Source organism: Bifidobacterium sp. LH_413 (assembly GCF_056357015.1).
This window is the reverse complement of record NZ_JBKEVK010000006.1, coordinates 52,704-75,652: the sequence shown is the minus strand read 5'-3', so window position 1 is coordinate 75,652 and position 22,949 is coordinate 52,704. Positions and strand designations below refer to the sequence as shown.

Here is a 22,949-nt window from a genome sequence, read left to right as displayed (position 1 = left end):
AGAATCGGTTTGGTGCATCGGGGCATGGTTCTGTGGAGTCGTGCGCGTCGCGTATGCCGCGTGTGTTGCGTGTGGCCGCGGCGCCTGTGGCGTCGGTGGTGTCTGTTGCGTTGTTGGGTGCGGTGTGCGTGGTTCCGGCCAGTGCGCTCGCCGACGTGGGTGCGGGTGCTGCGGGTACTGCGTCTGTTGCGCCCGTCGCGAGTGCCGCGTCCGGCGCGACCGCGTTCGCGGCGCGTCCGGTCGCCGGCGATACGGCCTCCGATGCGATGCCGGGTAATCCGGATGCCGATCTGCCGGACAGGGTGTCTTCCGATATCCCGGATGATGCGACGGTGGTGTCGGAGCAATATGCGGTGACTCCGGATGGCGGGTTGAAGGACATCGAGACGGGCGAGACGGTCACCGATCCGCGGATCGTGGGGACGGAGAGCCGGCAGCCGGATCCGTTGGCGAAGTCGGGAGGCGAGTCGTTCATCCCGGTGAGCGCGGCCGAGGTGAAGGCGAAGGTCGCGGCGAACGGCGGCGACGTGGAAGCGGATGCGGCGGATGCGTCTGGCGTCGCTTCCCGTTCCGTCGGTTCCGTGCGGCTGGCGTCTCTGCCGGGCAACGAGTATGGCGCGCATTGGGGTTCGTATAACGGGACTCCGGCGTTCTTCGACGCGAAGGACAATCTGTTCGTCCAGCAGGCGAAGGGCGTAATCGACGTGTCGACGTGGCAGGGGACGATCGACTGGCAGAAGGTGAAGGATGCGGGCGTCGGTGGCGCGATCATCCGTCTGAGCTATGGCTGGGACAACGGGTTCGACGCGCAGGCGTTGCGGAACATCAGCGAGTGCCGGCGTCTGGGGATTCCGTTCGGCGTGTACGTGTTCTCGTATGCGGAGAATGCGGGTGATGGCGCGTCGGAGGGCGCGGACGTGGTGAGCCTGCTGCGGAAGGCGGGTGTGAATCCGGGGGACTTGAGCTATCCGGTGTTCTATGACTTGGAGACGTGGACGTATACGGGGCATCGGAGTCCGTCGTCCCCGGGCGTGTATGAGGGGATCGTGGATGCCTGGTATGCGAAGCTCCGGGCGGCGGGGTACACGAATCTGAGCGTCTACTCGTACACGAGCTATCTGAACACGGCGTTGGACAGCGCGAGCATCCATGCGAAGACGCGTTGGGTCGCCCAGTACGGTTCGACGATGCAGTACACCGCGTTCCCCGCGAACGACCGCGGCTGGCAGTACACCAGCAGCGGCAAGATCACCGGCATCACCGGCAACGTCGACCTCAACGCCTTCGGCAACAAGGAGTATCAGACCGGCTACGATGTGCGTACGATGCCGGCGATTTCCGTTCCGAACGGTACGTACTACATCAACTCTGTGAAGCGTGATTCCTCCGGCGTGGAGATCGCCGGTGGCGGCACCGCGAATGGCGCGAAGACCCAGTTGTATGCCGCGAACAAGTCGAAGGCCCAACAGTTCACGTTCACGAGGCAGTCCGACGGCAGTTACGTGATCAGGAACGTCAACTCCGGCAAAGTCCTTGACGTCGCCAATGGTGAGGCCAAGCCCAGTGCCGTCGTCCAGCAGTTCGACGCGAACGGTACCGTCGCCCAACGATGGTTCATCCGTGATTCCGGTTCGGGTTGGTACCTGCAGTCCGCGCTCGGCAACTGGGTGTTTGATATCGCCGGTGGCGACACGTCCGACGGCACGACCGTCGCCTTGTACGGGCCGAATGATTCGTCCGCCCAAAAGTTCTCCGTCGCCACGGTCGGCGCGAATGTACCGACGAATACGAAGGTGCGTATCCAATCCGCGAAGAACGCGGACTTCGTGATGGACATGACCGCTGGTTCCACGGCGAATGGCACGAGAGCCCAACTGTATGCGTGGAATGGCTCCGAAGCGCAGATGTACCGTCTCAATGAGGTTGGTAACGGTGTGTACCGCATCATGAACGTCAGGTCCGGCAAAGCTGTGGAGGTCGCCGGTGCGTTGGCCGGTAACGGTGTGGCCATCCAACAGTTCGACTCGAATGGTACGACGGCGCAGCATTGGTCCGTGCTCGCGGATGGGAATGGGCTCACGTTCCTCAACGCGGGGACCGCGAAGGCGGTCGACGTGCCTGCCGGCAACGTGTCCGCGCAGGTGAAGCTGCAGACGTCCACATACAACGATTCCGTCGCACAGCAGTGGACGCTGGATAAGGTGAAGACGATGCGCGAACGTCTGGACGAGCAGGCCGCGGCCAATAGGAGCGTGCTCGCGGACGGTACATACAAGGTGTCGGCCGCTGTGAAGACGTCGATGGTTTTGGATGTCTCCGCCGGTTCCGTTGCGAATGGCGCGAACGTGCAGCTGTATTCGGATAACGGCACCGACGCCCAGCGTTGGATCGTCTCCCATGATGCGCAGGGCTATGTGACCCTGACGAATGCCGGTTCCGGCAAGGTGCTGGATGTGTTCAACGGCGTCACGGCGAACGGCACGAATATCCAGCAGTTCGCCGGCAACGGTACGTGGGCGCAGAAGTGGATCGCGGTGAGGAACGCGGACGGCAGTATTACGTTGCGTTCCGCCGCCGCGGAGGGCATGGTGGTTGATGTGTTCAACGCGTCCACGTCGAATGGTGCGAACGTGCAATTGTTCGCCGGCAACGGTACCACCGCGCAGAAGTGGCGGTTCATCGAAGCCAAGACCATGCGCGGTCGGTTGAATGACGCCGCCTCGAAGAACCGGAACGTGCTTGCTGACGGCAGGGTGGTCGTGTTCGCATCGAAGTTGAACGCCGGCAAGGTAATGGACGTCGCCGGCGGATCCGCGTCGAATGGCGCGAACGTGCAGCTGTTCGCCGGTAACGGTACGAACGCGCAGAAATGGCGGGTCTCACACGATGCGCAGGGATATGTGACGCTGACGAACATCGGTTCCGGCAAGGTGCTGGACATCGCCGGCGGATTCACCACCAATGGGACCAACATCCAGCAGTTCGCGGGCAACGGTACGTGGGCGCAGAAGTGGATCGCGGTGAGGAACGCGGACGGCAGCGTCACGTTGCGTTCCGCCGCTGCGGAGGGCATGGTGATTGATGTGGCCGCCGGCTTGACCTCCAACGGCACGAATGTCCAGTTGTATACGTCGAATGGCAGTGCCGCCCAGCAGTGGCTTCTGAAATAGTCGACGAGGATGGTGGTGCGGTGACGAGTCATCGCACCACCACATCGGAGTTTCAGTCGTGACTCCATTTCAGATTGTGATGATTCCATCGCACAATGGTTTGTGCATCGTGGTCGGGAATATTTGCAGTAGCTTTTCGCCATCCCCCTCTGGGAAGCCGTTACGTTTGGCGTAAGGGGCGAGGAGTTCCGCAAGATAGGAGCGGTTGAGGTTTTCGAGCATCTCCTTGCTGGCGTTCAGGAAGATATCCGAGACAAGCGAGAGGTCCGTATCCTCTGCGACGAGGTCCGCGGTGGTCTGTTCGATGGTGGTTACGGGCAGCCCTTCCCGGTTCGTCAGTGATTCAGGTGGGTATCTTTTGGTGCGTAGCATGATACCGGTGCGTTGGGTTTGCTTACGCATGGGGGTGCTGAAGCAGTAGGGTTCCGGAACGAAGTCGCCTATTCCAAGCAGCCACGCGGCGGTATGGGAGCTCACTACTGCATCCGGAATCGAATCCTGCAGCCGCTCCTCGGCCGTTTGTTGCGGGTATAGAGACAGCCAGGCGGCATGTATCGCCTCGAATTGTTCCGACGGGGCGGAGTTGTTGCGGTACACCCCTTTGAGCAGTCTCTCTAGTTTGCCTGCCCTCTCAAGCTTGTAAAGGTCCGAGCGGGAAACGTTGAAACGTCGGGCTTGAGCTGAGGTCACCAGTCCCCATTGCGTCGCCATCAGAGGGGCGAGTCTTTGGAATGCTGGCTTGTTCTTCATGCTTGGATTGTATCCCTATGAGGATACAATCCAAGCATGCTCCTTACTGTTGAGGGTTAGTGGCGCTTCATATAGGCGAAGCGGTTGGCATCGACGACACCGATGCTCTGGAAGTGACGGCACGGTGATATGTACTACTCCAACCGAGCGCGGTCTTTGCGCTTCGTTGTGGATAACCGTCGGAGATGGGCTACTATGGTGTACCGTTCATGAAATGTGCGCATGCCGCTTGACGGGAGCGAGTTTTCAGCTGACAGAGTGAGGTAGTGCGGGATATGGATATTCAGAACTCCACGGATAGGCGTTCGCTGACGGTGATGGTTCCTTGCTTCAATGAACAGGAATCGTTGCCCCTATTGTTCAAGCGTATGGATTCGTTGATTGCCGACGCGAAGAATCTTGAGTATACGTTGCTGTTCGTGGATGATGGTTCCAAGGACGATACCCGGGCGTTGATACGCGAATACGCAAAGACTCATTCGTATGTGGAGTACATCTTCCTGTCGCGTAACTTTGGCAAGGAAAAAGCCATGTATGCCGGGATCGAGAATGTGCATACGGATGGTTTGGTGATTATCGACGCGGATTTACAGGACCCTCCGGAGCTGATTCCGCAGATGGCCGAGCTGTGGAGGCAGGGATACGATGACGTGTATGCCCGGCGCCGTTCCCGTGAAGGGGAGAGCTGGTTGAAGAAGGCGACGAGCCGTTGGTACTATGACTTGTTGCAGAAGGTGTCTGGTGTCGCGATTCAGAAGGATACCGGTGATTTTCGCCTATTGGATCGCAAGTGCATCGATGCGTTGAAGCGACTGGACGAATCCGAGCGTAACTCGAAGGCGCTTTTCAGCTGGATTGGCTTCCGGAAAATAGAGTTTCTTTATGATCGCGATAAGCGTGTAGCAGGAAAGACCAAGTGGAATTACATGAAACTGTTCCACTTGGCAATGGATGGCATCACAAGTTTTACTACCATGCCGTTGAAGATCGCTACATGGGCGGGCGGCATCGTATCCTTTGCTGCAATTGTATATGCGATTGTGATTTTGATTAGAACGTTGGCATGGGGCGTTGATGTGCCGGGGTATGCGTCGACCATGGTGGTGGTACTGGTCCTTGGTGGAATCCAGCTACTGAGTCTCGGTATCATAGGCGAATATCTCGGACGAGTGTTCATGCAGACCAAGCATCGGCCGAATTATCTCGTGCAGGAGCAGCATATTGTCAAATGAGCAGCAGGCAGCATCCTGTGAAATGGTTTTACCTGCCTGCGGGATGAGGCAGTGGAAGCGTATTGTCGTACTATTCTTGGCGATAGTGTGGTTTGTCGCCGATATCCCTATGTTTATGACATATCTGCCTATGACACAAGGGCAGGATCTGCTGTTTCATCTCTATCGAATTCAAGGGATTGCGAACGCACTGCAGAGTGGGCAGTTCCCTGTTCGCATGCAATATTCACAGATTGATGGATATGGGTATCCGCTATCCATTATGTATGGGGACATATTCCTGTATCCATCGGCAATATTGCATATACTGGGTTTGTCCATTGGGTCCGCATACAAACTATTTGTATTAGCACTTAATTTGGCAACAGTCATCGTCACATTTGTAATTGTTAGACGGGTGTTTGACTCCACGTTAATTGCGTGCGTTGCCAGTGCTCTATGGACATTGTCTCCTTATCGTTTGGTGGACGTGTATTTGCGCGCAGCCGTTGGTGAATACACGGCTTTATTCTTCTTCCCGGTGCTTTTATATGGGTGGTATGCGATTATATATTCCGGCTCCAGTAAGCATCCTTGGCTGTGGACTTCACTGGGGATTTCAGGTATCGTATTATCGCACGTAATTAGTGTCCTGCTCATAGCCGTGACGATGCTTTGTTTCTTGATTGTGGGACTCTATGTGAATCACACAAGATATGTATGGAAACAGCTGGCGCTATCCGCCGCATGCTCGATAGGTCTCTGCATGTGGTATGTAGTGCCCTTCCTGGATTATTACCACAACGTCGACATGCGTGTCCTGTCGTTGGATAATGCCGAGAAAATATCCGTAGCGGCAAGTAGTCTGGTGCAGCCGGCACAGCTGTTCATGTTTCTTCCTCCTATGACAGGTGCTAGTGGACGTGATCCTAATCAGGTGGCGCAAGATATGCCGCTGGCGCTCGGATGGGCGCTGTTGCTCGGCATGGCAGTATTTATTCTGGTAATTGTTCTTGGCGATGTTATTTGCCGGAAGAAGTCATGTCGTATGTTCCGCATCGGTCTGATTGCTTTTGCAATCAGCATGGCGTTACTATTTCTAATGTCGACTCTATTCCCTTGGCACTTGAGTAGATTCGCTATATGGAATGAGATGATTAGTCTTGCTGCTTCTATTCAATTCCCGTGGCGTTTCCTTGGTGGCGTATCCGTCTTACTGATAGTGGTTTGTTGTGCTGGGTTATTTTGCCTATACTCCAATGCAGCCTATATGCGCATAGCCCGTATGGGAGGTGCGCTGATTGTATGTATTGCTCTAATGGAGGCCGGGTTCGCTACAAGTAGCTGGATTCATGGATCCGAGCCCAGCGGTAAGTTCCCATCTGTAGCGTCTGCTCAGATGAGTGGATATGGCGTAATAAATGGTGAATATCTCCCTGAGAAGTTCGATGTCTCGTACCTTGATTCACACCTTGGCGACCCTGAGAGCAGCAATGCTCGTATAGAAAAGTATGTGAAAAAGGATGGGACAATCGATTTGTATATTTCGGCGTCGAAGAGTGGTAGCGTAACGTTGCCATTGCTTATGTATCCCAATTATCGGGCTGATACTGATTTCGGTCGTACGCTTACATTGCGTGAAACATCAAACAGGTTGATGCAATTGGATTTGCCTGATGATTATGCCGGATGGGTGCATATTTCCTATGTTGAACCATTGTCTTGGCGTATATCAGAAACAATTTCTGTCATCACAATTTGTGCTTTAATGCTCCTTTTTGTGGGAAAACGTTTTGTTCGACTCGTACTTATGTTGCCGTTTGCTTGCCGATCTGCGTAGGTAAAGGTTGAGTTTTCAATTATTTCGTTGTTTAATTGAATGCCGTGGGTATATGAAAGGCTGGGGTGCTACGCGATAGGGGCGCGGCATCCCAGCCATTGGTTTGGCATAAAATGGTTTATGCTATCTTCCGCTGAATAATTTTGTTTTTGACCCCTGTGAGAGATTCGGCTAGAAGTCGAATACCAATTGCTGCATATGGAATCATGAGTTGAACGAAGGGCAGCGTGTACTGGCCTTTCGCTTCCCACGCTATATACAGTAGGAATCCCCCGGTGACGCAAAATGCAATTCCCCAAAACTCGTATCTGTTTTTCTTAGACAGGAATGCTACTAGATAGCCAAGGGAAATAATTGTAGCGAATACATCCATTAAATACACAATGATGGTGTGGAGCTTTCCGTCATATACGGAATTGGCAATGGCGGTTTTGGGACGATCGCTGATGGGAGGCGTAGTGCCACGAGTCCAATTGGAAGCTATGATTGATCCATAAGTCGGATCACCCCATTCATAGACCAGTTTCTTCGCTATGAAATGAGCTGCATCCAGCGGATCGTCCTTGAAATGGGAGAGTCGCCGCGAAATCAGTTTTTTGTTCAGCTCCGCCTGGCGCTCCGGTGAATATGAGTTCGTGGGTATCTTCGCGGTGAATCCATCGAACATGCCCAGTTGCTGATACTTGCCGAGCGTGCCATTATTGTTGGCTCCCAGTCCGATGACCAGCCATGTGGTTTTGGGAAGACCATTGTTGGAGTCGGCTCCGTGCCTGCGAAGGATCGCGGAATCTATGGCGGAGGGGATGGTGAGTGTCAGCGCCAAGGTAATGATTACTGGAATGACGATTTTTGCGTTCCTTCGTTTGAGCGCATATACGAGCCAGGACAGAACGAGTGCCGCCACCGCGATGGTAAAGGTCCTTTTGGCGATGATGGCAATAAGTATTGCAAGCGCCGACAGGCAGTGCCAGGAAAGTTTGTTCTTGTTGAATCCTATCGTCTGAAGCAGGAATGCAATAAGAACGAACGTAAGTGCAAATTGATTTCCGTATACGAAAGTCGTATAAAGAACCGGCGGAAGGAACATGACCTGCAGTACTGCAGCGATTGAGGCATCGCGGTCACTTTGAGTCCACTCATGGACGAGATGCACTACCGTCCAAGACGCTACTCCGACACATACGGCGTTGCCCAGCTGAAACAGCAGTAGGGCGTTTGAGCCAGCGAGCCATTGGCAGATTTTCAGTGCGACAATCATCGATGCCTGATAGGGGGATCGTTCCAGATAACCCGCATGCTCCCATTGCACGGCGTTTGGTTCGTTTGCCGCAATCCACAAATCAAGAGAATCCCAAACCACGCCTACATTTGCGGCGAATACCCAAATTATAGACATAAGACCCGAGATTAGGCCGGCGGTTATGGCTAGACGCTTCACTCCCAATGTAGCGAGGGTATCAATAAACGGAGTGAAGGTCAGTAACAGAATGAAGATGATAGCGGAAAGTGCCACGATCCAACATGAGCTGGTCGAGAAAGTGAATATCGATTCACCGTAGTCCGTGGACACTGTCCATATCAGTGAGATTACGGTTACTGCTATTGCTGCGATGGCAATGCAGATTCGAGCGGCCAGTAGCAGATATTCAACAATGGAGTCCATTGTTTTCCCCATGTTATTCTCCTTTCCGTGTCTTGTTTATTGGGCGAGTTTCTTTTTTGACTGTAGATATGGGAAGAACAGTGTGTTGACTTGAGGAATATGGAACAGCAGGAAAGCGAATGCCAGATCGAAGCAGATTCGGCACATAAGCACCAGCATCCATATGACATGGGGGTTTCCAAGGTGCATGTCCAAGTATGGAATCAGCCGCTCCCAAGGTACGGTATCGTCTTCAAGGATATGCGCGCATAGGATACCAAGACTGTTCTGTCCCAATCGTGCGAATATGTCTGCTATCGAATCGACTCCGCGATCCAGAAGCATGGAAATGCCAAGAATGCAGAATGTGCCGCTGACTGCACCAAGTATGGATACAACGAAGTGCCATCCTCTGCCGTATTGGTTCATTGCCATACTGAACCCTTGGAATGTGACTATTGATACAATCCAAACGACGGCGAAAACAAGCCAAAGGGGTGTAGGTCGCCGTAACGTGTTGAAAGCGTCATATCGCCTTAATGCCACGCCGCAGTATACAAATGCAGATGCCGCGAGTCCCGATTGAATGCTTAGCGGGAACCAGAAGACCTTGGCGGAACAATATCCGGCGATGAAGCATAGGAGCACGATTAGCCAAGGGAACCTCGTTTTGTAAGCCATGTGTACTTGCAGATGAGCCCAAAAGAGCCCAAGTAAGAACCACAGCGCCCCGATTCGGTAAGGAACATCCCATAGATAGTTGTTGGCAAAATCGCCGGCCCCGTAATAGGCTGCCGCGCTCCATCCGGCGAATGTTTGTTTGAAGCTTATATGGCGTGAGTGCGCCAGTGCAGTATTGATTACAATAATCGCGATAGCTGTCAGGGCGTAGGTGGCTAGCAATTCACGACTTTCCTTGCCCCACCTGAATGGTCTTTCGGGATGCATAAAGTAGCCGGAAATAATAAAGAAGAGGGGCATGTGGAATGTGAAGCAGATATGATAAATCGTTTCCGCAAAATTCCCTTGTGGGGCGAATGCGTCGGAAATGAGAATACTGTGACCAATGATAACTGCGAGTATGGCAATACCCTTGGCAATGTCATAATATCGTATTCTCGTTTTCATTAATATCCTTATTGCATTGAAAGTACTAACATAAAAACTAATCTAGTCTATCATTGGGCCTGGCCGAATCGGATTTGGATGTTTGATTAGGCTGGTGGGTGTCGCCATGCGTTCTACAGCGTATGGGGAGGGTGTCTATTACGCTATATGTTCATAGCCATCTGTTGTGGATTTGTTTGCGATGGATTTTCGAAGGATAACGTGCGACCACGTACTGGAGAGTGAGCAATGGGAGATTTGAGAGACGAAGGTTTGCATGATGTCGCCGCGAGGTATGCTGATACCGTATTTGGTAAATTCGCCAATTATTTCTTTATATGGATTGCCATTGCAGTGTTCTCCTGTATTGGCATTCTGTCATTGTTGGTGACGGTCAGCTACCCGGAATACGGAAGGCCGGGTACCGAGTATACGGTTTCAACATCGGCGGTGGTAACCACCATTCTGGGGTCGCTCATTGGGCTGGTCGTCATGGCATTGTTGAATTTCTATAACGTGTTGGAACAATGCGATGCAAAGAAGATGCTGCGTTATCTGGCGGTTTATCTATTTTTCATTTCCGCTTTCTGGTTTGTGCTAGCGAATACATGGCCTGATTGGGATTCCCTTGATCTGTTTGGTGCGGCGACTACGCTTGGTCATGATTACAATTCCTTTTGGGCTCATGGTTCGTATATGGAACGCTATCCGTATCAAATTTCCTATGTTTTATTCTTGAAAGTATGTGTGTACATATTTGGGGACAATGCTTATGTCGCCGTTGAGTTGATTAATTCGATTTGCATTGCGGCATCGGGCTACCTGTTGGCTAAGTACTCTCTGGTCGCTTTTGGTAATAAGGCGTCCAATGCCACGGTGCTTCTTTGCGCGGCATTTTTGCCTGCTGTGTTCTATTCTACTTTTGCATATGGTAATCCGGTTGGTTTCCCGTTTGCCATCGGCGCTTTGCTGATTCAGCTTTACTATTTTAAAAATCCTAGGAAAATAAAAATTGTCTGTAGTGCTGTTTTGTTGACAGTTAGTATCCTACTGAAATCAACGATGATTGTCGTCTTATTTGCGATGTGCATTGCGTGGATTGTTGTTTCAGTAAAAAGGCGAAGGGTTGCCGATCTTTTCGCTTGTGTGGCTACTTTTGTTATATATGTGCTATGCTCCACTGGTATTAATGCCGCCGTCTCGGCTCGTTATCATGTGGTTACCGATAATGGTCTGTCCAAGATCGCTTGGATTGCAATGGGTTTGAGGGTTGACCGGTATCCGAACTTGCCGGGGGCTCCGGGGTATTATGACGGGTTTGTGTGGCAGTGGTCCGGAGACCAGTATAATCCAGGAACGGCGGTGCGTGATTCAAAGCAATCCTTGCTTAATACGTGGAAGGTTTTTTCTTCTGACCCAAAGTATGCGTCCGATTTTATGGGCAAGAAGATTACCTTGGAATGGGCGGAACCGAGCTATGAATCTCTGTTGAACAGCAACTGGAACTCGGAAGGGCCGCAGAAGCCTGGAGTGATGGCGAAGCGGCCTATGTCGCCTGTTCTCCATTCCATATACTATGGGAATCTCAACAAAATCATTTGGGTTGAAATGGATGCAGTTCAGTTTCTGACTTTCGCTGGTGCTGTAGCGTTCTTGCTGATAAGGAGAAAGGATATTGAGATTGAATCACTGGTTCCATTGATTACTTGCTTGGGAGTCGCTTTTATATATATATTTTGGGAGGCGAAATCTCAGTACATTATGCCAGCTGCGCAAATATTGTTAATTTACTCCGCCGGTGGTTTATGTGTGATTTCCGATTTTGTCGTTGCTAAATTCAAACTCCTAAAATCAAGAAACCGTTCTTCTTGACGGTTGGATTCCAAGTTCAAGATGTTAATGATGTGCGGTTGGCATGAATGCTAAGGTTCGTTTTTATGATGTGGCTAAAGATATTGCTATTCTTGCTGTTGTTTTAGGTCACAGTGTGCTTATAGCTGATACTTTTGTTCCGCACAATGATATCGCGATTGCGTTGTATCATACCCGTTTCACGTTTCATATGTCTTTTTTCATCATATCGGGTTACTTCATGCATCCCAAGCGTGGGTTCCGATGGAGGAAGGAGAGTCATGAGCTCATTGTCACGTATGCCATTACTGCTTTGGCCATTGTCGTGATCAACACGACCGGTGCATTTATTCTTCGCACCGGGGCCGAGCGTGCTTTCAAGGGTTGAGCGGCGGCTGCATACTACAGTGCAGGCGACTTCGGGAACTATCTGTGGCCTGTTCCGTTCCGTATCGGAGCACTGTGGTTCCTGCTTGGCCTGCTCTGGGCACATTTGTTCGTCCATCTCGCATACAGAAGTAAGTATCCGTCAATTGTCATATCTGGCTTGTTCATTGTCGGCTATGCTTCGGCACGGGTGTGCTGGCTGCCGCTCGGTATCCAATCAGGAATGGCGGCTTCTGCTTTCGTCTATTGGGTGTATTGGCAAAACAACACGGATTCGTCGACTATATTCGAGTCTATTGGTGGATTGTCGCGGTTGCTGTGATTATCTGGGTTGCGGCAATCGTCGGATTCGATGGGCTCAGCATGGCCATGAATCAATACGGTGAGGGTCCTCACTTCGTGTTGTCTATCTTTGGTGCGCTGGCGGTGGACGTGTTCTTCGCTTGGATATTGTTCTGCATCCCACGAATCAATGGGTTATTCTTCCCCTATCTAGCGAAAGCGAAGAAGCAGGTAGGAGAAATAGCAGGATGAAGTTTGACGGGCGGCACCGGGACGGAAGCCATTGGATTCGACAGACACTAGATAATCCCGAAACCGGAATGGCGCTGCCTCAGCCTTTGCAAGTACTGGTATGCGTCATCGGGGCGGGAGTGATTGCGGTCGCGGACAATGCCGCCGTGTATGCAATGGTGAAGCCGTTCGATGCGGCGTTCTGGCGCAGATTCATCATGATGGCATTGGGTTTGCTCGTCGTGTTCTGGCTGGGCGAGATGTTGCTGTCCGGTCGGGAGTCATTTGGCCGGCATGCCAGCAGGAGGCAAACGCGAATCGGCCGGGTTGCATCAGCGGCTTGGGCCCGCTGCGGTGTCATTGCCCGCGGCACGATACTGTCCATAACGATGCTGCTCTGCTGGACTCCGTATGTGGTGCTGCTATACCCCGGTCTGATGTGGTACGACACCGGTGATGAGATTGCGCAGATCTTCGGCATTCCCGCGGTGGAGCAACCCGCTGGAGTGATTTCGGCCCATCATCCTGTATTCGATACGTTGGTGTTCGGCGGTTTCGTCAAAACGACCGCCGCATGGTTCGGCGATTACCAGCTTGGCCTGTCGATTCTCGTCACCGCGCAGGTGGTACTGCTGTGCGTAGCACTATCCGCCTGCGTGCTGTATGTGCGCAAGGTCGGGGCGTCCCGACTGGCGTCCGTTCTGCTGTACCTGTTCTTCGCGTTGTTCCCGGCACTGCCGGTTTTCTTCATGTCGTTGGTCAAAGACAGCCTGCATGCGGTCTTCGCCGTTCCCTGGCTGTTGATGTACGTCGAGACCTGCCGTACACGATTGGAATCATTGCGTTCGCTTCGATTCCTGTGCGGATTCATCGTGCTGTCCTTGGGGTCCGCCCTGACCACGATGACCGGAACGTATATCACCGCGCTGTCATTGCTGGGATTGGTCTTCGCCCGGAAACGGGAGGACTACGACGGTCCCATGGCGTTGTTGCGCGCGATCGCCGCCGCACTCGGCGTGACCGTCCTGCTTGCGGTACAGGTGGCGTTCCCTATGCTGGCGGGGACATTCCTCAACATCAAGAAGGAAGACGCCAATCAGATTCTGGTCGTCCCCATGCAGATGACGGCCAGATACGTGTCAGACTATCCCGATGATGTCTCCGACGAAGAACGTGAGGTCATCGACTCGCTGAACAAGGTCCCCACGGCGCAGATGCTGCAGGTGTACAACCCGTACCTTGCCGACAACGTGATCCACCTGTCATTGAGGGATTCCTCCTATATCGGCCGATACTGCAAGGTGTGGCTTGCACAGGGCGCGCGTCATCCCGACAGCTACATCAACGGATTCGCGGCCTTGGAATCCGGTTGGTTCGCGTTGAAACGGACTCCCAGCAACGAAATGGGCCCTATGGGAGTGGAACGTTACGCGGATATCGCGCACGACGCCGTCGCCAATCAGATAGTGCTGAGGACGGCGAACGATATTAGCCCGTCGTTCGCCGAGATGCCGGAATACCGTTCGAACACGGCCGGTCAGGATGTGGCGGCACGCATATGGGGCAAAATGTCGAATATGCCGGTCGTCAAATGGACGACGTACACGGCGGTCTGGTCCTTCATTCTCCCGTTGTTCCTGCTGTTCTGCACACTGAGGAGGCGCGGAGACACGCGAATGCGGTATGGTGTCGCCTACACGCTGCTGGTCGGAGCCCCGTTGATTTGGTCGTTGCTCGCGTTGCTCCCCAATGCGATCTCCATTCCTTTGAAGCCCACAGCCTCCCGGTACATCATGTGGGCGATATACACGATTCCGGTGTACATCGCGCTGCTTCATGCTGAGCGTGCCGGTGACGCGCGGCAGGAAAGCGAACAGTGATTTCTGTTCGGTTCCGCTCTGCTCGCCCCTGACGAAAGCGGTCCGTCGAAAACCGTCCAGTCCCGGAATATGGGCCTTCGACTATGCTTGTGGTGTTTGGTTATGTGAGTAGATGAGGTGAGTATGTCCACAATCAAGTTCGCGAACATCCTGCTCGAGCACAATCCGCGCTCGTTGAGCTATCCGTCCCTGTACTGCAAGGCCGAAGGCGCTGTCCTCGAGAACGAGGCGGACGGTTCCTGGCTCCTGTACGACAAGGGCGAGTACGACTTCTCCACGTACTTCAACTCGCTGTCCGTGCAGAAACTGAAGAAGTACACGAAGGCCACGAAGTTCTTCCTCCACCTCGAACTCAAGGGCGCCGCCGCCCATGTGCTGCAGACCAAGGGCGGCGTGTTCTCCGCCCATCCGGAACCGGTGGACGCCGTCACTGCGGACGTGCCCGCTTCCGAGGAGTGGCAGACCGTCGACCTGGAGCTGCAGGAAGACGCCGAAACCGTCCTCGTCGGCTTCTCCATCACCACTGAAGGCCGCGTCGCCATCCGCAACAGCTACTATTCGCTCGAATACACGGGCGAGCTGAACCCGGTTGAGTTCGTGCTCTCCACCACCACGTTCAAGAAGGAAAGCTTCATCGAGAACAACATCGGTCTCGTCAAGAAGCAGATTCTCGGCTCCGGCGAGGAGATCGCCGACCACTTCACCATGTACGTGATCGACAACGGCCGCACGCTCGACGCCGAAAAGCTCAGCGACGAGCACGTGCACGTCCGCCCCAACCAGAACGTGGGCGGTGCCGGCGGCTTCACCCGCGGCATGATTGAAGCGATGGAGCAGCAGCCGCAGGCCACCAACATCCTGCTCATGGACGATGACGTGGCCGTCTCCCCGGAAAGCATCAAGCGCACCTACAACCTGCTGCGCCTGCTCAAGCCCGAATACCGTGACGCGATGATCAGCGGCGCCATGCTCAACTACGAGATCGGCGAGGACCAGTGGGAGGACACGGGCTACATGACCCCGCAGGGCACCTTCGCCCCGGCCAAGCCCCCGCTGCGCATGACCAAGTACGAGGACATCATCTACAACGAGACCTTCCGCGTTCCCGCCGAAGTCCAGCAGAACAACCAGCGCTACGCCGCGTGGTGGTACTGCTGCATCCCGATCAGCGTCATCAAGGACAACGGCCTGCCGCTGCCGGTGTTCGTCCGCTGCGACGACGCCGAATACGGCGTGCGCTGCGGCAAGGAGCTCATCACGATGAACGGCCTGTGCATCTGGCACATGTCGTTCCACGTGCGCTACAACGCGGCCGTCGAACGCTACCAGACCACCCGCAACACGATGATCGCCCAGTGCACCACCGGCTTCGCTCCGCACTCCGACTTCATGTACGAGCTGCATAACAACATCCGTCTGGAGCTCAAGAAGTTCGGCTACGCGAACGCCGAACTCTGCCTCGACGCCTTCGAGGACTTCCTCAAGGGCCCGAAGTTCATCTCCCAGCCGGGCGTCGCCGAGAAGACATTCATGAAGGCGAACAAGAACAAGGAGAAGATGTTCTCGTTCGACGAGGTGCAGCGTCAGGCCAACGAGCTTGGCCTCACCGACTTCGACATTACCGCAATCGACCGTCAGCTGGTCGATAGCGACCGCCCGCGCTCCCTGTTCGAGCGCCTCGAGGACTACGCCACCGACAACGGCCAGCGCGTGCTGAAGAGCGAAGGCAAGGGTTATGCGGTCCTGCCCGTGCTCGGCTGGTCCTACCCGGCCGGTGCCATCCACAACAAGAAGTACCTCATCGTCATCGACTGGTACAACAAGAAGGGCGCCATCCGCGTCAAGGACGCCAAGCGCTATAGCGAAATCACCAAGCGCTACCACCGCGACCTCAAGTACTACAAGAAGAACATCGAGCGTCTGCGCCAGGAGTACTCCGCTGCCCGTGCCGAGCTGACCTCGGTCGGCTACTGGAAGCGCTACCTGGACATGGACTGATTGGTCTGAACGGACGGTTCCGGTTCCGTTGATATGACGATGGGGTGGGCACATATCGTATGTGCCCACCCCATCGTCATATCGTGCGGGAATCCGGTCCCGTGCACGCCGTTTCGAGATCAGCGATGCCGACGCTTGCCGATCACCCGCTTCGCGATTGACAACGGGCTGATCAGCACGTGGCCGATCCGGTACGAGACCGAACGATAGATGTCGTCGATGCGATCCTGCTGTTCGCGGATCACCCGGTCGCGTTCGCGAATCTCCCGGCCCTGCTCGCGGATGCGGCCTTCCAGCGATTCCACCCGCCCCCGCGTCTCGTCCAGCTGCCGCTGCAGGTCACCGATGCGGTACACGTCCTCGAACGTCGTGAGAATCAGCTGCGATTTGCTCTGCTGAACCATGTCGACGAAATGGTGGTCGCGCTCCTCGAAGTAATAGGGTTTCTCACTCGGCAGAGACTCAAGCGACGGATACGCCGCATCCAGCATCCTGACCGCCGTGGGGAATTCGAGGGACTGCACGTTCCACAGGATGAAATGGGAGATCCAGTTGTCGTAGCTGCGCTTGGTGAGGGCGTGGTTATCCAGCTCCTGCAACGCCGCGCCAATCGACTTGATCGCCGTGAGCGCGCACTCCCAGCTCTTCCTGCGCGTGGCCTCGAGGGACCCGGTGTTGTGCGTGCGGTGGTGGAACAGCACGTCGTCCATGCAGTAGATGGAGCTGGCGGAGGCCAGCGCCATGTATGTGAAGAACGCGTCGTTCGTCGTGCGCAACGGCTGGAACGTCAGCTTCTTCGCGTAGATGAAATCGCTGCGGAACAGCTTGTCCCACGCCCATCCGACGAAACTCTGGAACACCGTGCCGGCGTACTCCTCGTTGCCCAGCACGCGGCCGGTCGGTACGCCCATGATCGTGTAGTCGATCAGCGCCTCGTCGTGCGTATCGGCGTCATGGCTGTTAGAACGGGCGACCACGATATCGACGTCGTTCGTCTCCGCGGCGTCGACCATGCGCTCCATCGCGTCATGCTCGATGAAGTCGTCGGCGTCGAGGAAGTACAGGTACTTGCCCGTGGCGTGGCTCAGACCGTTGTTGCGCGCGACGCCGGCATACTGGTTCGCCTGTTTCAGCAGCGTGACGCGCTCGTCCTGCGAGGCGATGTTCTCCACGAGAACGCAGGTATCATCAGTCGAACCGTCGTCGACGACGATGACCTCGATGTCCTTCAACGTCTGCGCGGTGACGCTGCCCAAGCACTCCTCGATGAAGGCCTGCGCGTTGTAGGCAGGGATGATGACCGAAACGACGGGGGAATGAGATACCGCTTGCAAACCAACTCCGCTTCTTCAAAGGGCAAATAAGCCAATCATACCGTTATGACTGGTCCTGCGTCGCCTGATTCACTTATATGTATATACTGGGATATACATAGCGCTCATTCGGGAGGTGGTGAACATGACTACGTTGACACTCAGCAAATGGGGCAATGCCCAAGGCGTGCGTCTGCCCAAGGACATGCGCGAGCAAGTAGGCATGGCCGACGGGTCTCGCGTCGAAGCGACTGTCAAGGACGGTTCCATTGTGCTGCGTCCGATTCGTACCAACGTTAGAATCATCCGGGTTCCACGACTCGCCGATGTGTTCCGCGACCGCACCGAGGAGTATAAGGCTGCCGAGGAGCTCGACGGTCCCGCCGTCGGCGAGGAGGAGCTGTGACCGCTTGGAGATACGGAGATGTTCTCCTCGTTGATCTCGACCCAGCAAAAGGACATGAGCAGAGGAAGCGCCGTCCCGTCGTCGTAGTGAGCAACGACGATTTCAACCGTAATTGCAGTCTCACCGTCGTCATCGCGATTTCGCACGGGCGCGGCGACTTCGAACTGCATCTGCCCATCACTGTCACTCGGCGCGAAGATGGTGATGGTTGGATTGATGGCTACGCGCAAGTCGAGCAGATTCGTGCTCTTGATCTTGAGGAACGAAATCCCGTCAAAATCGGCCGCCTTAAAGACGATGATATGGACCAGATTACAGGAACTCTCATCAGCTGCTATATCCAGCCAGAAATGATGGTCATCCCCAATTACGCATAGCGTGTTTCCGGCAGGACTGTATTCCGTGCATGTTCGGGCACACAGCTGTAGGGATGCTTTGTAGGTCGCGGGTTCCGGGGGCGTGGTAAGTACCCCCATTGGTAAACTACATGACCGTGCAAGAACTAGTAAGCAAGCTGCAAGCTCGGTACAAGTACGCGTGGGTCGTGCTCAAGGGCTTGGTGAAGACCGATTTCCGGCTGCGATACCAGGGTTCGTTCCTCGGCATCGCATGGTCCGTGCTGAAGCCGTTGATGATGTTCTGCGTCATGTACGTGGTGTTCGGCAAGTTCCTCCGCATGTCGGACGGCACCCCCACCTACCCGGTGGTACTGCTGCTGGGCATCAGCTCGTGGCAGTTCGTCACCGAATCCACGAACGTCGGCCTGCGTTCGGTCGTCGACCGCGGCGACCTGCTGCGCAAGATCCACTTCCCGAACTACATCGTCGTAGTATCGGCCACGGTGGGCGCGATGATCAGCTACGCCATCAACCTGGGCGTCGTGCTCGTCTTCGCGATATTCGCCCGTGTGCAGTTCACCTGGCGTGTCGTGCTGCTGCCGATCAACGTCATCGAACTGTATGCCGTCACGCTGGGCATCACCCTGATCATGGCCACGATGTACGTGTACTTCCGCGACATCGCCCACATCTGGGAAGTGCTCCAGCAGCTCGTCTTCTACGGCATGCCTATCATCTACCCGCTGAGCTACGTCACCAACCGCGGCGGCCTGTACGCGGATCTCGCGCGTCTGGAGCTCCTCAACCCCATCGCCCAGGCGATCCAGGACATCCGGCACAACTTCATCGCGCCGGAGACCCAGCCGACCGCGTGGAACCAGTTCGACAACCCGGTGCTCAAGGCCATTCCGGTACTGCTCACCGTCGTGCTTCTGTGGCTCGGCGTGTACCTGTTCCGACGTAACAGCCGTAAATTCGCGGAGGTCATGTGATGAGCGATGTGATGAACGAAAACAACGATGGCACCATCGATCTGACGAAGAACCCCGTCGTCCTCTCGGTCGACCATGTCTCCAAATCCTTCAAGCTGCCCACCGAGCAGGCCACCGGCCTCAAGCAGGCGTGCATCAACTGGTTCAAGGGCATCAAGGGCTACAAAATCCAGCATGTGCTGAAGGACATCAACTTCGAAGTCCACCAGGGCGAGTTCTTCGGCATCGTCGGCCGCAACGGCGGCGGCAAGTCCACGTTGCTCAAGCTGATCTCGCAGATCTACTACCCGGAGACCGGTTCCATCAACGTGACCGGCAAGCTGGTGCCGTTCATCGAACTCGGCGTCGGCTTCAACCCGGAACTCACCGGCCGTGAGAACGTCTACCTGAACGGCTCGCTGCTCGGCTTCACCCGTGAGGAAGTCGACGCGATGTACGATGACATCGTCGAGTTCGCCGAACTCGAGGAGTTCATGGACCAGAAGCTCAAGAACTACTCCTCTGGCATGCAGGTGCGTCTCGCCTTCTCCGTCGCGATCAAGGCGCAGGGCGACATCCTCGTGCTCGACGAGGTGCTTGCCGTCGGCGACGAGGCGTTCCAGCGCAAGTGCGACGACTTCTTCTCCGAAATCAAGAAGGACCCCAAGAAGACCGTCATCCTCGTGACCCACGACATGGCCTCGGTGAAGAAATACTGCACCCGCGCCATGATGATCAAGGACGGCGTCGTCGAGGTCATCGGCGATAAGCAGACCGTCGCCAACGCGTACACGCTCGCGAACCTCGAGGCGGAGAAGCAGAAGGAGCAGAAGCGGATCGAACGCGAGCAGCAGAAGGGCCACTACCCGGACGGCCTGAACGCCCGCTGCCCGATTCTGCGCACCTACGCGGTCTCCTCGTCTATGGTGAAGAACACGGACATCTTCAAGTTCGCCGTCGAATACCAGTACGACGAGCCGGGCGACTTCTACCTGGCGATCGCGCTGAACGACATCCGCCGCGGCGGCATCCCGTTCGACACCGGCCCCAAGGTGCTGCGCATGAAGGAGCACGGCCACCACACGGTCCAGTTCGAAATGCCGCTCAACCTGTTCAACAACGGCGAATTCCAGCTGGTGACGTCCCTGCGCACGCCGAGCGCGACCAACTCCGGCTTCACCGACATGGTCGCCGTGGGTACGGGCAACAACGCGTGCACCTTCGTGATCCGCGATTCCGAGACCTACACGGACTACGCGCTGATCAACATGGATTCGATGAGCATCACCCCGGTCCCCGAAGAGACCGGAGTCGAGGTCATGGACCCGAAGCAGTGGGGCAACCACACCGGCGTCGCCTGATCCGGTCGAGAAAGAGGGTACGGGCACTATGCCTAATGCAGAGCTTGAGACGATTTGGCGGGTGGTGTTTCCTTCGGGGAACGTCGGACTGGACGAGGACTTCCGTGTGGCCGCGGCACCGATCTACGGCAGCGGGCGGGACACCGCCGGCGCGCCCGTAGGCAACGAGGCGCTGCACTCGTGGGTGAAGGGCCGTACCTCCATCGAAATCCCCGCGGGAAACGGCTACTCGACCGGCTGCTACTACAATGCGTTCCCGGCGGCGTACTGGGCGCAATGGACGAACGTGCAGTCCGTGACGTTGCGCCTGCGCGCGGCCGGCCACGGCACCGTGACCGTCCACGCCTCCGACGAGAAGGCGAACGACCGCATCGTCCACAGCGTCGACGTGAACGCCGCGTCCGGTGACGGCACCGTCGAAAACGGCGACATCGTCGAAACCATCATCCCCATCGCCGGCATGGGCGAGGGCGGCTGGCTGTGGTTCGACGTGCAGGCCGCGCCCGACGCCCCGATCACCATCGCCGACGCGCAATGGCTGTCCTCCGTGCCCGCGAAACGCACGCTCACCGCCTCCTTGTCCATCACCACGATGAACAAGCCGGAATGGTGCATCCGTCAGTTCAACCTGCTCGCCGACATGGCCGACATGAGCCTCATCGACGCGGTCTACGTCGTCGACCAAGGCACGAAACTCGTCGCTGACGCCCCCGGCTTCGACGAGGCGAAAGCGAAGCTGGGCGACAAGCTGCGCGTCATCCGCCAAGGCAACATCGGCGGCTCCGGCGGCTTCGCGCGCGGCATGTACGAGGTCGAACACCATGGCGAAAGCGGCTACGCGATGCTGCTTGACGACGACACGGTGCTCGAACCCGAATCCGTCTCCCGCGCCATCGCCTTCGCGAACCACTGCATCGAACCCACGCTTGTCGGCGGCAACATGCTGTTCCTGAGCGAACCGACCCGCATCTGCGCGCTGGCCGAAGTGTTCGACGCGAAAAGCATCAGCTGGGGCACCGCCGTGCAGGAATCCCGCTACGACGATCTCGCGTCCGAGCCGTTCCTCAAGAAGACGTACCTGCACAAGCGCGTGGACGCCGACTACAACGCGTGGTGGATGTGCCTCATCCCCGTCGAGACCATCCGCAAGATCGGCCTCTCATACCCGTTCTTCATCAAGAACGACGACGTCGAATACGGCGTGCGCGCCCAGCGCGCCGGCTACCGCACGGTCACCGTCCCCGGCGTGTGCCTGTGGCACCAGTCCTTCGTCGACAAGGACGACCAGCTTGACTGGCAGGCGTACTTCCACATCCGCAACCGCACCATCATGGGCCTGCTGTACACGAACCAGGCGTACCGCACCGGCGTGCTGAAGGAGATGGTGCGGTTCACGATGTCCGCCACCGCCAAGATGCGCTACTCCGCGGTCGCGCTGCACCAGGCCGCCATGAAGGACATCATGGCCGGGCCTGAGCACGTGGGGTCCATCCTCGAGACCCGACTGCCCGAAATCCGCGAGATCCGCGGCAAATTCGACGATTCCGCGATGGTGCCCATCGAGGAGCTGCCGGACACGCTGCGCGGGCAGAGCGAGGAGTTCGAGCACCTGCACGACGCCTCCCGTGCCGCCGTCACCTTGAAGATCGGCCTGCACCAGATTACGCCGCCGCGCGCGGACCGGAGCCGCGTGATCGACGGCTACATGGAGCCGACCAAGGTGCATTGCCTCATCGCCGACGACCACCACACGAGCGACGTGCCTGCCGACCAGCTGAACACGTTGACGTTGGTCGCGGACGACGCTTCGGATCACTGGCGTGCGGCGGGACTCATGGACTCCGCCGTGTTCGTCGACCCGGAACGCGGCAAGGGCATTTTGTTGACGCGCAAGCCGTTGCTTGCAATCGGCGGATTCGTGAAGGCCTGTGCGCTGTATGTGCGGATCATCGCGAACTGGAGGACTTACCAGAAGGAGTACCGCAAGGCGTTTACCACGATGGTCTCGCCGGAGTGGTGGCAGCGGTACTTCGGGGAGTAGGGGTTCTTGGGGGCTGGTGGCACCCCCTCAGTCCGGCTTCGCCGGACAGCTCCCCCTGGAAGGGGGAGCAGAGGACATGGACATGCGCTATGCGCGTGACGATTGCTTTGCGCCCCCTGTAGGGGGAGCTGGCGGCCGCAGGCCGACTGAGGGGGAGGTGCCGGGCTACC

At 56.1% G+C, this 22,949-nt stretch carries 17 protein-coding genes; 13 read left to right on the top strand and 4 right to left on the bottom strand.

Annotated elements, in window-relative coordinates; translation table 11 throughout:
• The first annotated feature begins 128 nt into the window (after nucleotides 1-128).
• Nucleotides 129-3,170: an RICIN domain-containing protein gene (locus tag AC1AYN_RS09110; protein WP_476533006.1), complete on the top strand. Its 3,042-nt coding sequence runs from the start codon at nucleotides 129-131 to the stop codon at nucleotides 3,168-3,170.
• Nucleotides 3,171-3,239: 69 nt separating this feature from the next.
• Here AC1AYN_RS09110 and AC1AYN_RS09105 read toward each other — a convergent pair whose 3' ends face one another.
• Nucleotides 3,240-3,920, bottom strand: coding sequence for a type IV toxin-antitoxin system AbiEi family antitoxin domain-containing protein (locus tag AC1AYN_RS09105; protein ID WP_476533005.1), 681 nt, complete (start codon nucleotides 3,918-3,920; stop codon nucleotides 3,240-3,242).
• A 275-nt stretch (nucleotides 3,921-4,195) separates the two neighbouring features.
• Here AC1AYN_RS09105 and AC1AYN_RS09100 point away from each other — a divergent pair, with 275 nt between their 5' ends.
• Complete coding sequence (locus AC1AYN_RS09100) at nucleotides 4,196-5,152, top strand: glycosyltransferase family 2 protein (RefSeq protein WP_476533004.1); 957 nt, start codon at nucleotides 4,196-4,198, stop codon at nucleotides 5,150-5,152.
• Entirely contained in the window at nucleotides 5,142-6,971 is a 1,830-nt protein-coding gene (locus AC1AYN_RS09095; RefSeq protein WP_476533003.1) for a hypothetical protein, read from the top strand. The genes AC1AYN_RS09100 and AC1AYN_RS09095 overlap by 11 nt, the downstream gene beginning before the upstream one ends.
• A 118-nt stretch (nucleotides 6,972-7,089) precedes the next feature.
• Here AC1AYN_RS09095 and AC1AYN_RS09090 read toward each other — a convergent pair whose 3' ends face one another.
• Both AC1AYN_RS09090 and AC1AYN_RS09085 read right to left on the bottom strand, forming a co-directional pair.
• Complete coding sequence (locus AC1AYN_RS09090) at nucleotides 7,090-8,646, bottom strand: hypothetical protein (protein WP_476533002.1); 1,557 nt, start codon at nucleotides 8,644-8,646, stop codon at nucleotides 7,090-7,092.
• A 24-nt stretch (nucleotides 8,647-8,670) separates the two neighbouring features.
• Nucleotides 8,671-9,741 carry an acyltransferase family protein gene (locus AC1AYN_RS09085; protein ID WP_476533001.1) on the bottom strand — a complete coding sequence of 357 codons (1,071 nt, stop codon included), beginning with the start codon at nucleotides 9,739-9,741 and terminating at the stop codon, nucleotides 8,671-8,673.
• Between the two features lie 228 nt (nucleotides 9,742-9,969).
• Here AC1AYN_RS09085 and AC1AYN_RS09080 point away from each other — a divergent pair, with 228 nt between their 5' ends.
• The 5 genes from AC1AYN_RS09080 to AC1AYN_RS09060 all read left to right on the top strand — a co-directional run bounded on the left by AC1AYN_RS09080 (nucleotide 9,970) and on the right by AC1AYN_RS09060 (nucleotide 16,349).
• Nucleotides 9,970-11,592 carry a hypothetical protein gene (locus AC1AYN_RS09080; protein WP_476533000.1) on the top strand — a complete coding sequence of 541 codons (1,623 nt, stop codon included), beginning with the start codon at nucleotides 9,970-9,972 and terminating at the stop codon, nucleotides 11,590-11,592.
• 43 nt (nucleotides 11,593-11,635) lie between these two features.
• Nucleotides 11,636-11,959: an acyltransferase family protein gene (locus tag AC1AYN_RS09075; RefSeq protein WP_476532999.1), complete on the top strand. Its 324-nt coding sequence runs from the start codon at nucleotides 11,636-11,638 to the stop codon at nucleotides 11,957-11,959.
• 254 nt (nucleotides 11,960-12,213) lie between these two features.
• Nucleotides 12,214-12,492, top strand: a complete 279-nt coding sequence (locus AC1AYN_RS09070) for a hypothetical protein (protein WP_476532998.1) — start codon at nucleotides 12,214-12,216, stop codon at nucleotides 12,490-12,492.
• Nucleotides 12,489-14,351 (top strand): DUF6020 family protein, encoded by a 1,863-nt coding sequence (locus AC1AYN_RS09065; protein ID WP_476532997.1) that lies wholly within the window; start codon nucleotides 12,489-12,491, stop codon nucleotides 14,349-14,351. The genes AC1AYN_RS09070 and AC1AYN_RS09065 overlap by 4 nt, the downstream gene beginning before the upstream one ends.
• A gap of 123 nt (nucleotides 14,352-14,474) precedes the next feature.
• On the top strand, nucleotides 14,475-16,349 hold the full coding sequence (locus AC1AYN_RS09060; RefSeq protein ID WP_476532996.1) for a glycosyltransferase family protein: 1,875 nt from the start codon (nucleotides 14,475-14,477) through the stop codon (nucleotides 16,347-16,349).
• A gap of 119 nt (nucleotides 16,350-16,468) precedes the next feature.
• Here AC1AYN_RS09060 and AC1AYN_RS09055 read toward each other — a convergent pair whose 3' ends face one another.
• Nucleotides 16,469-17,683 carry a glycosyltransferase family 2 protein gene (locus tag AC1AYN_RS09055; RefSeq protein ID WP_476532995.1) on the bottom strand — a complete coding sequence of 405 codons (1,215 nt, stop codon included), beginning with the start codon at nucleotides 17,681-17,683 and terminating at the stop codon, nucleotides 16,469-16,471.
• Nucleotides 17,684-17,807: 124 nt separating this feature from the next.
• On the opposite strand from AC1AYN_RS09055, the gene AC1AYN_RS09050 reads away from it, so the two are divergent.
• The 5 genes from AC1AYN_RS09050 to AC1AYN_RS09030 all read left to right on the top strand — a co-directional run bounded on the left by AC1AYN_RS09050 (nucleotide 17,808) and on the right by AC1AYN_RS09030 (nucleotide 22,779).
• Nucleotides 17,808-18,068 carry an AbrB/MazE/SpoVT family DNA-binding domain-containing protein gene (locus AC1AYN_RS09050; RefSeq protein WP_476532994.1) on the top strand — a complete coding sequence of 87 codons (261 nt, stop codon included), beginning with the start codon at nucleotides 17,808-17,810 and terminating at the stop codon, nucleotides 18,066-18,068.
• On the top strand, nucleotides 18,065-18,445 hold the full coding sequence (locus AC1AYN_RS09045) for a type II toxin-antitoxin system PemK/MazF family toxin (RefSeq protein WP_476532993.1): 381 nt from the start codon (nucleotides 18,065-18,067) through the stop codon (nucleotides 18,443-18,445). Before AC1AYN_RS09050 ends, AC1AYN_RS09045 begins: the two co-directional genes overlap by 4 nt.
• Before the next feature lie 110 nt (nucleotides 18,446-18,555).
• Nucleotides 18,556-19,398, top strand: a complete 843-nt coding sequence (locus AC1AYN_RS09040; protein ID WP_476532992.1) for an ABC transporter permease — start codon at nucleotides 18,556-18,558, stop codon at nucleotides 19,396-19,398.
• 11 nt (nucleotides 19,399-19,409) lie between these two features.
• Complete coding sequence (locus tag AC1AYN_RS09035; protein ID WP_476532991.1) at nucleotides 19,410-20,738, top strand: ABC transporter ATP-binding protein; 1,329 nt, start codon at nucleotides 19,410-19,412, stop codon at nucleotides 20,736-20,738.
• Nucleotides 20,739-20,766: 28 nt separating this feature from the next.
• Entirely contained in the window at nucleotides 20,767-22,779 is a 2,013-nt protein-coding gene (locus tag AC1AYN_RS09030; protein WP_476532990.1) for a glycosyltransferase, read from the top strand.
• Nucleotides 22,780-22,949: the final 170 nt, after the last annotated feature.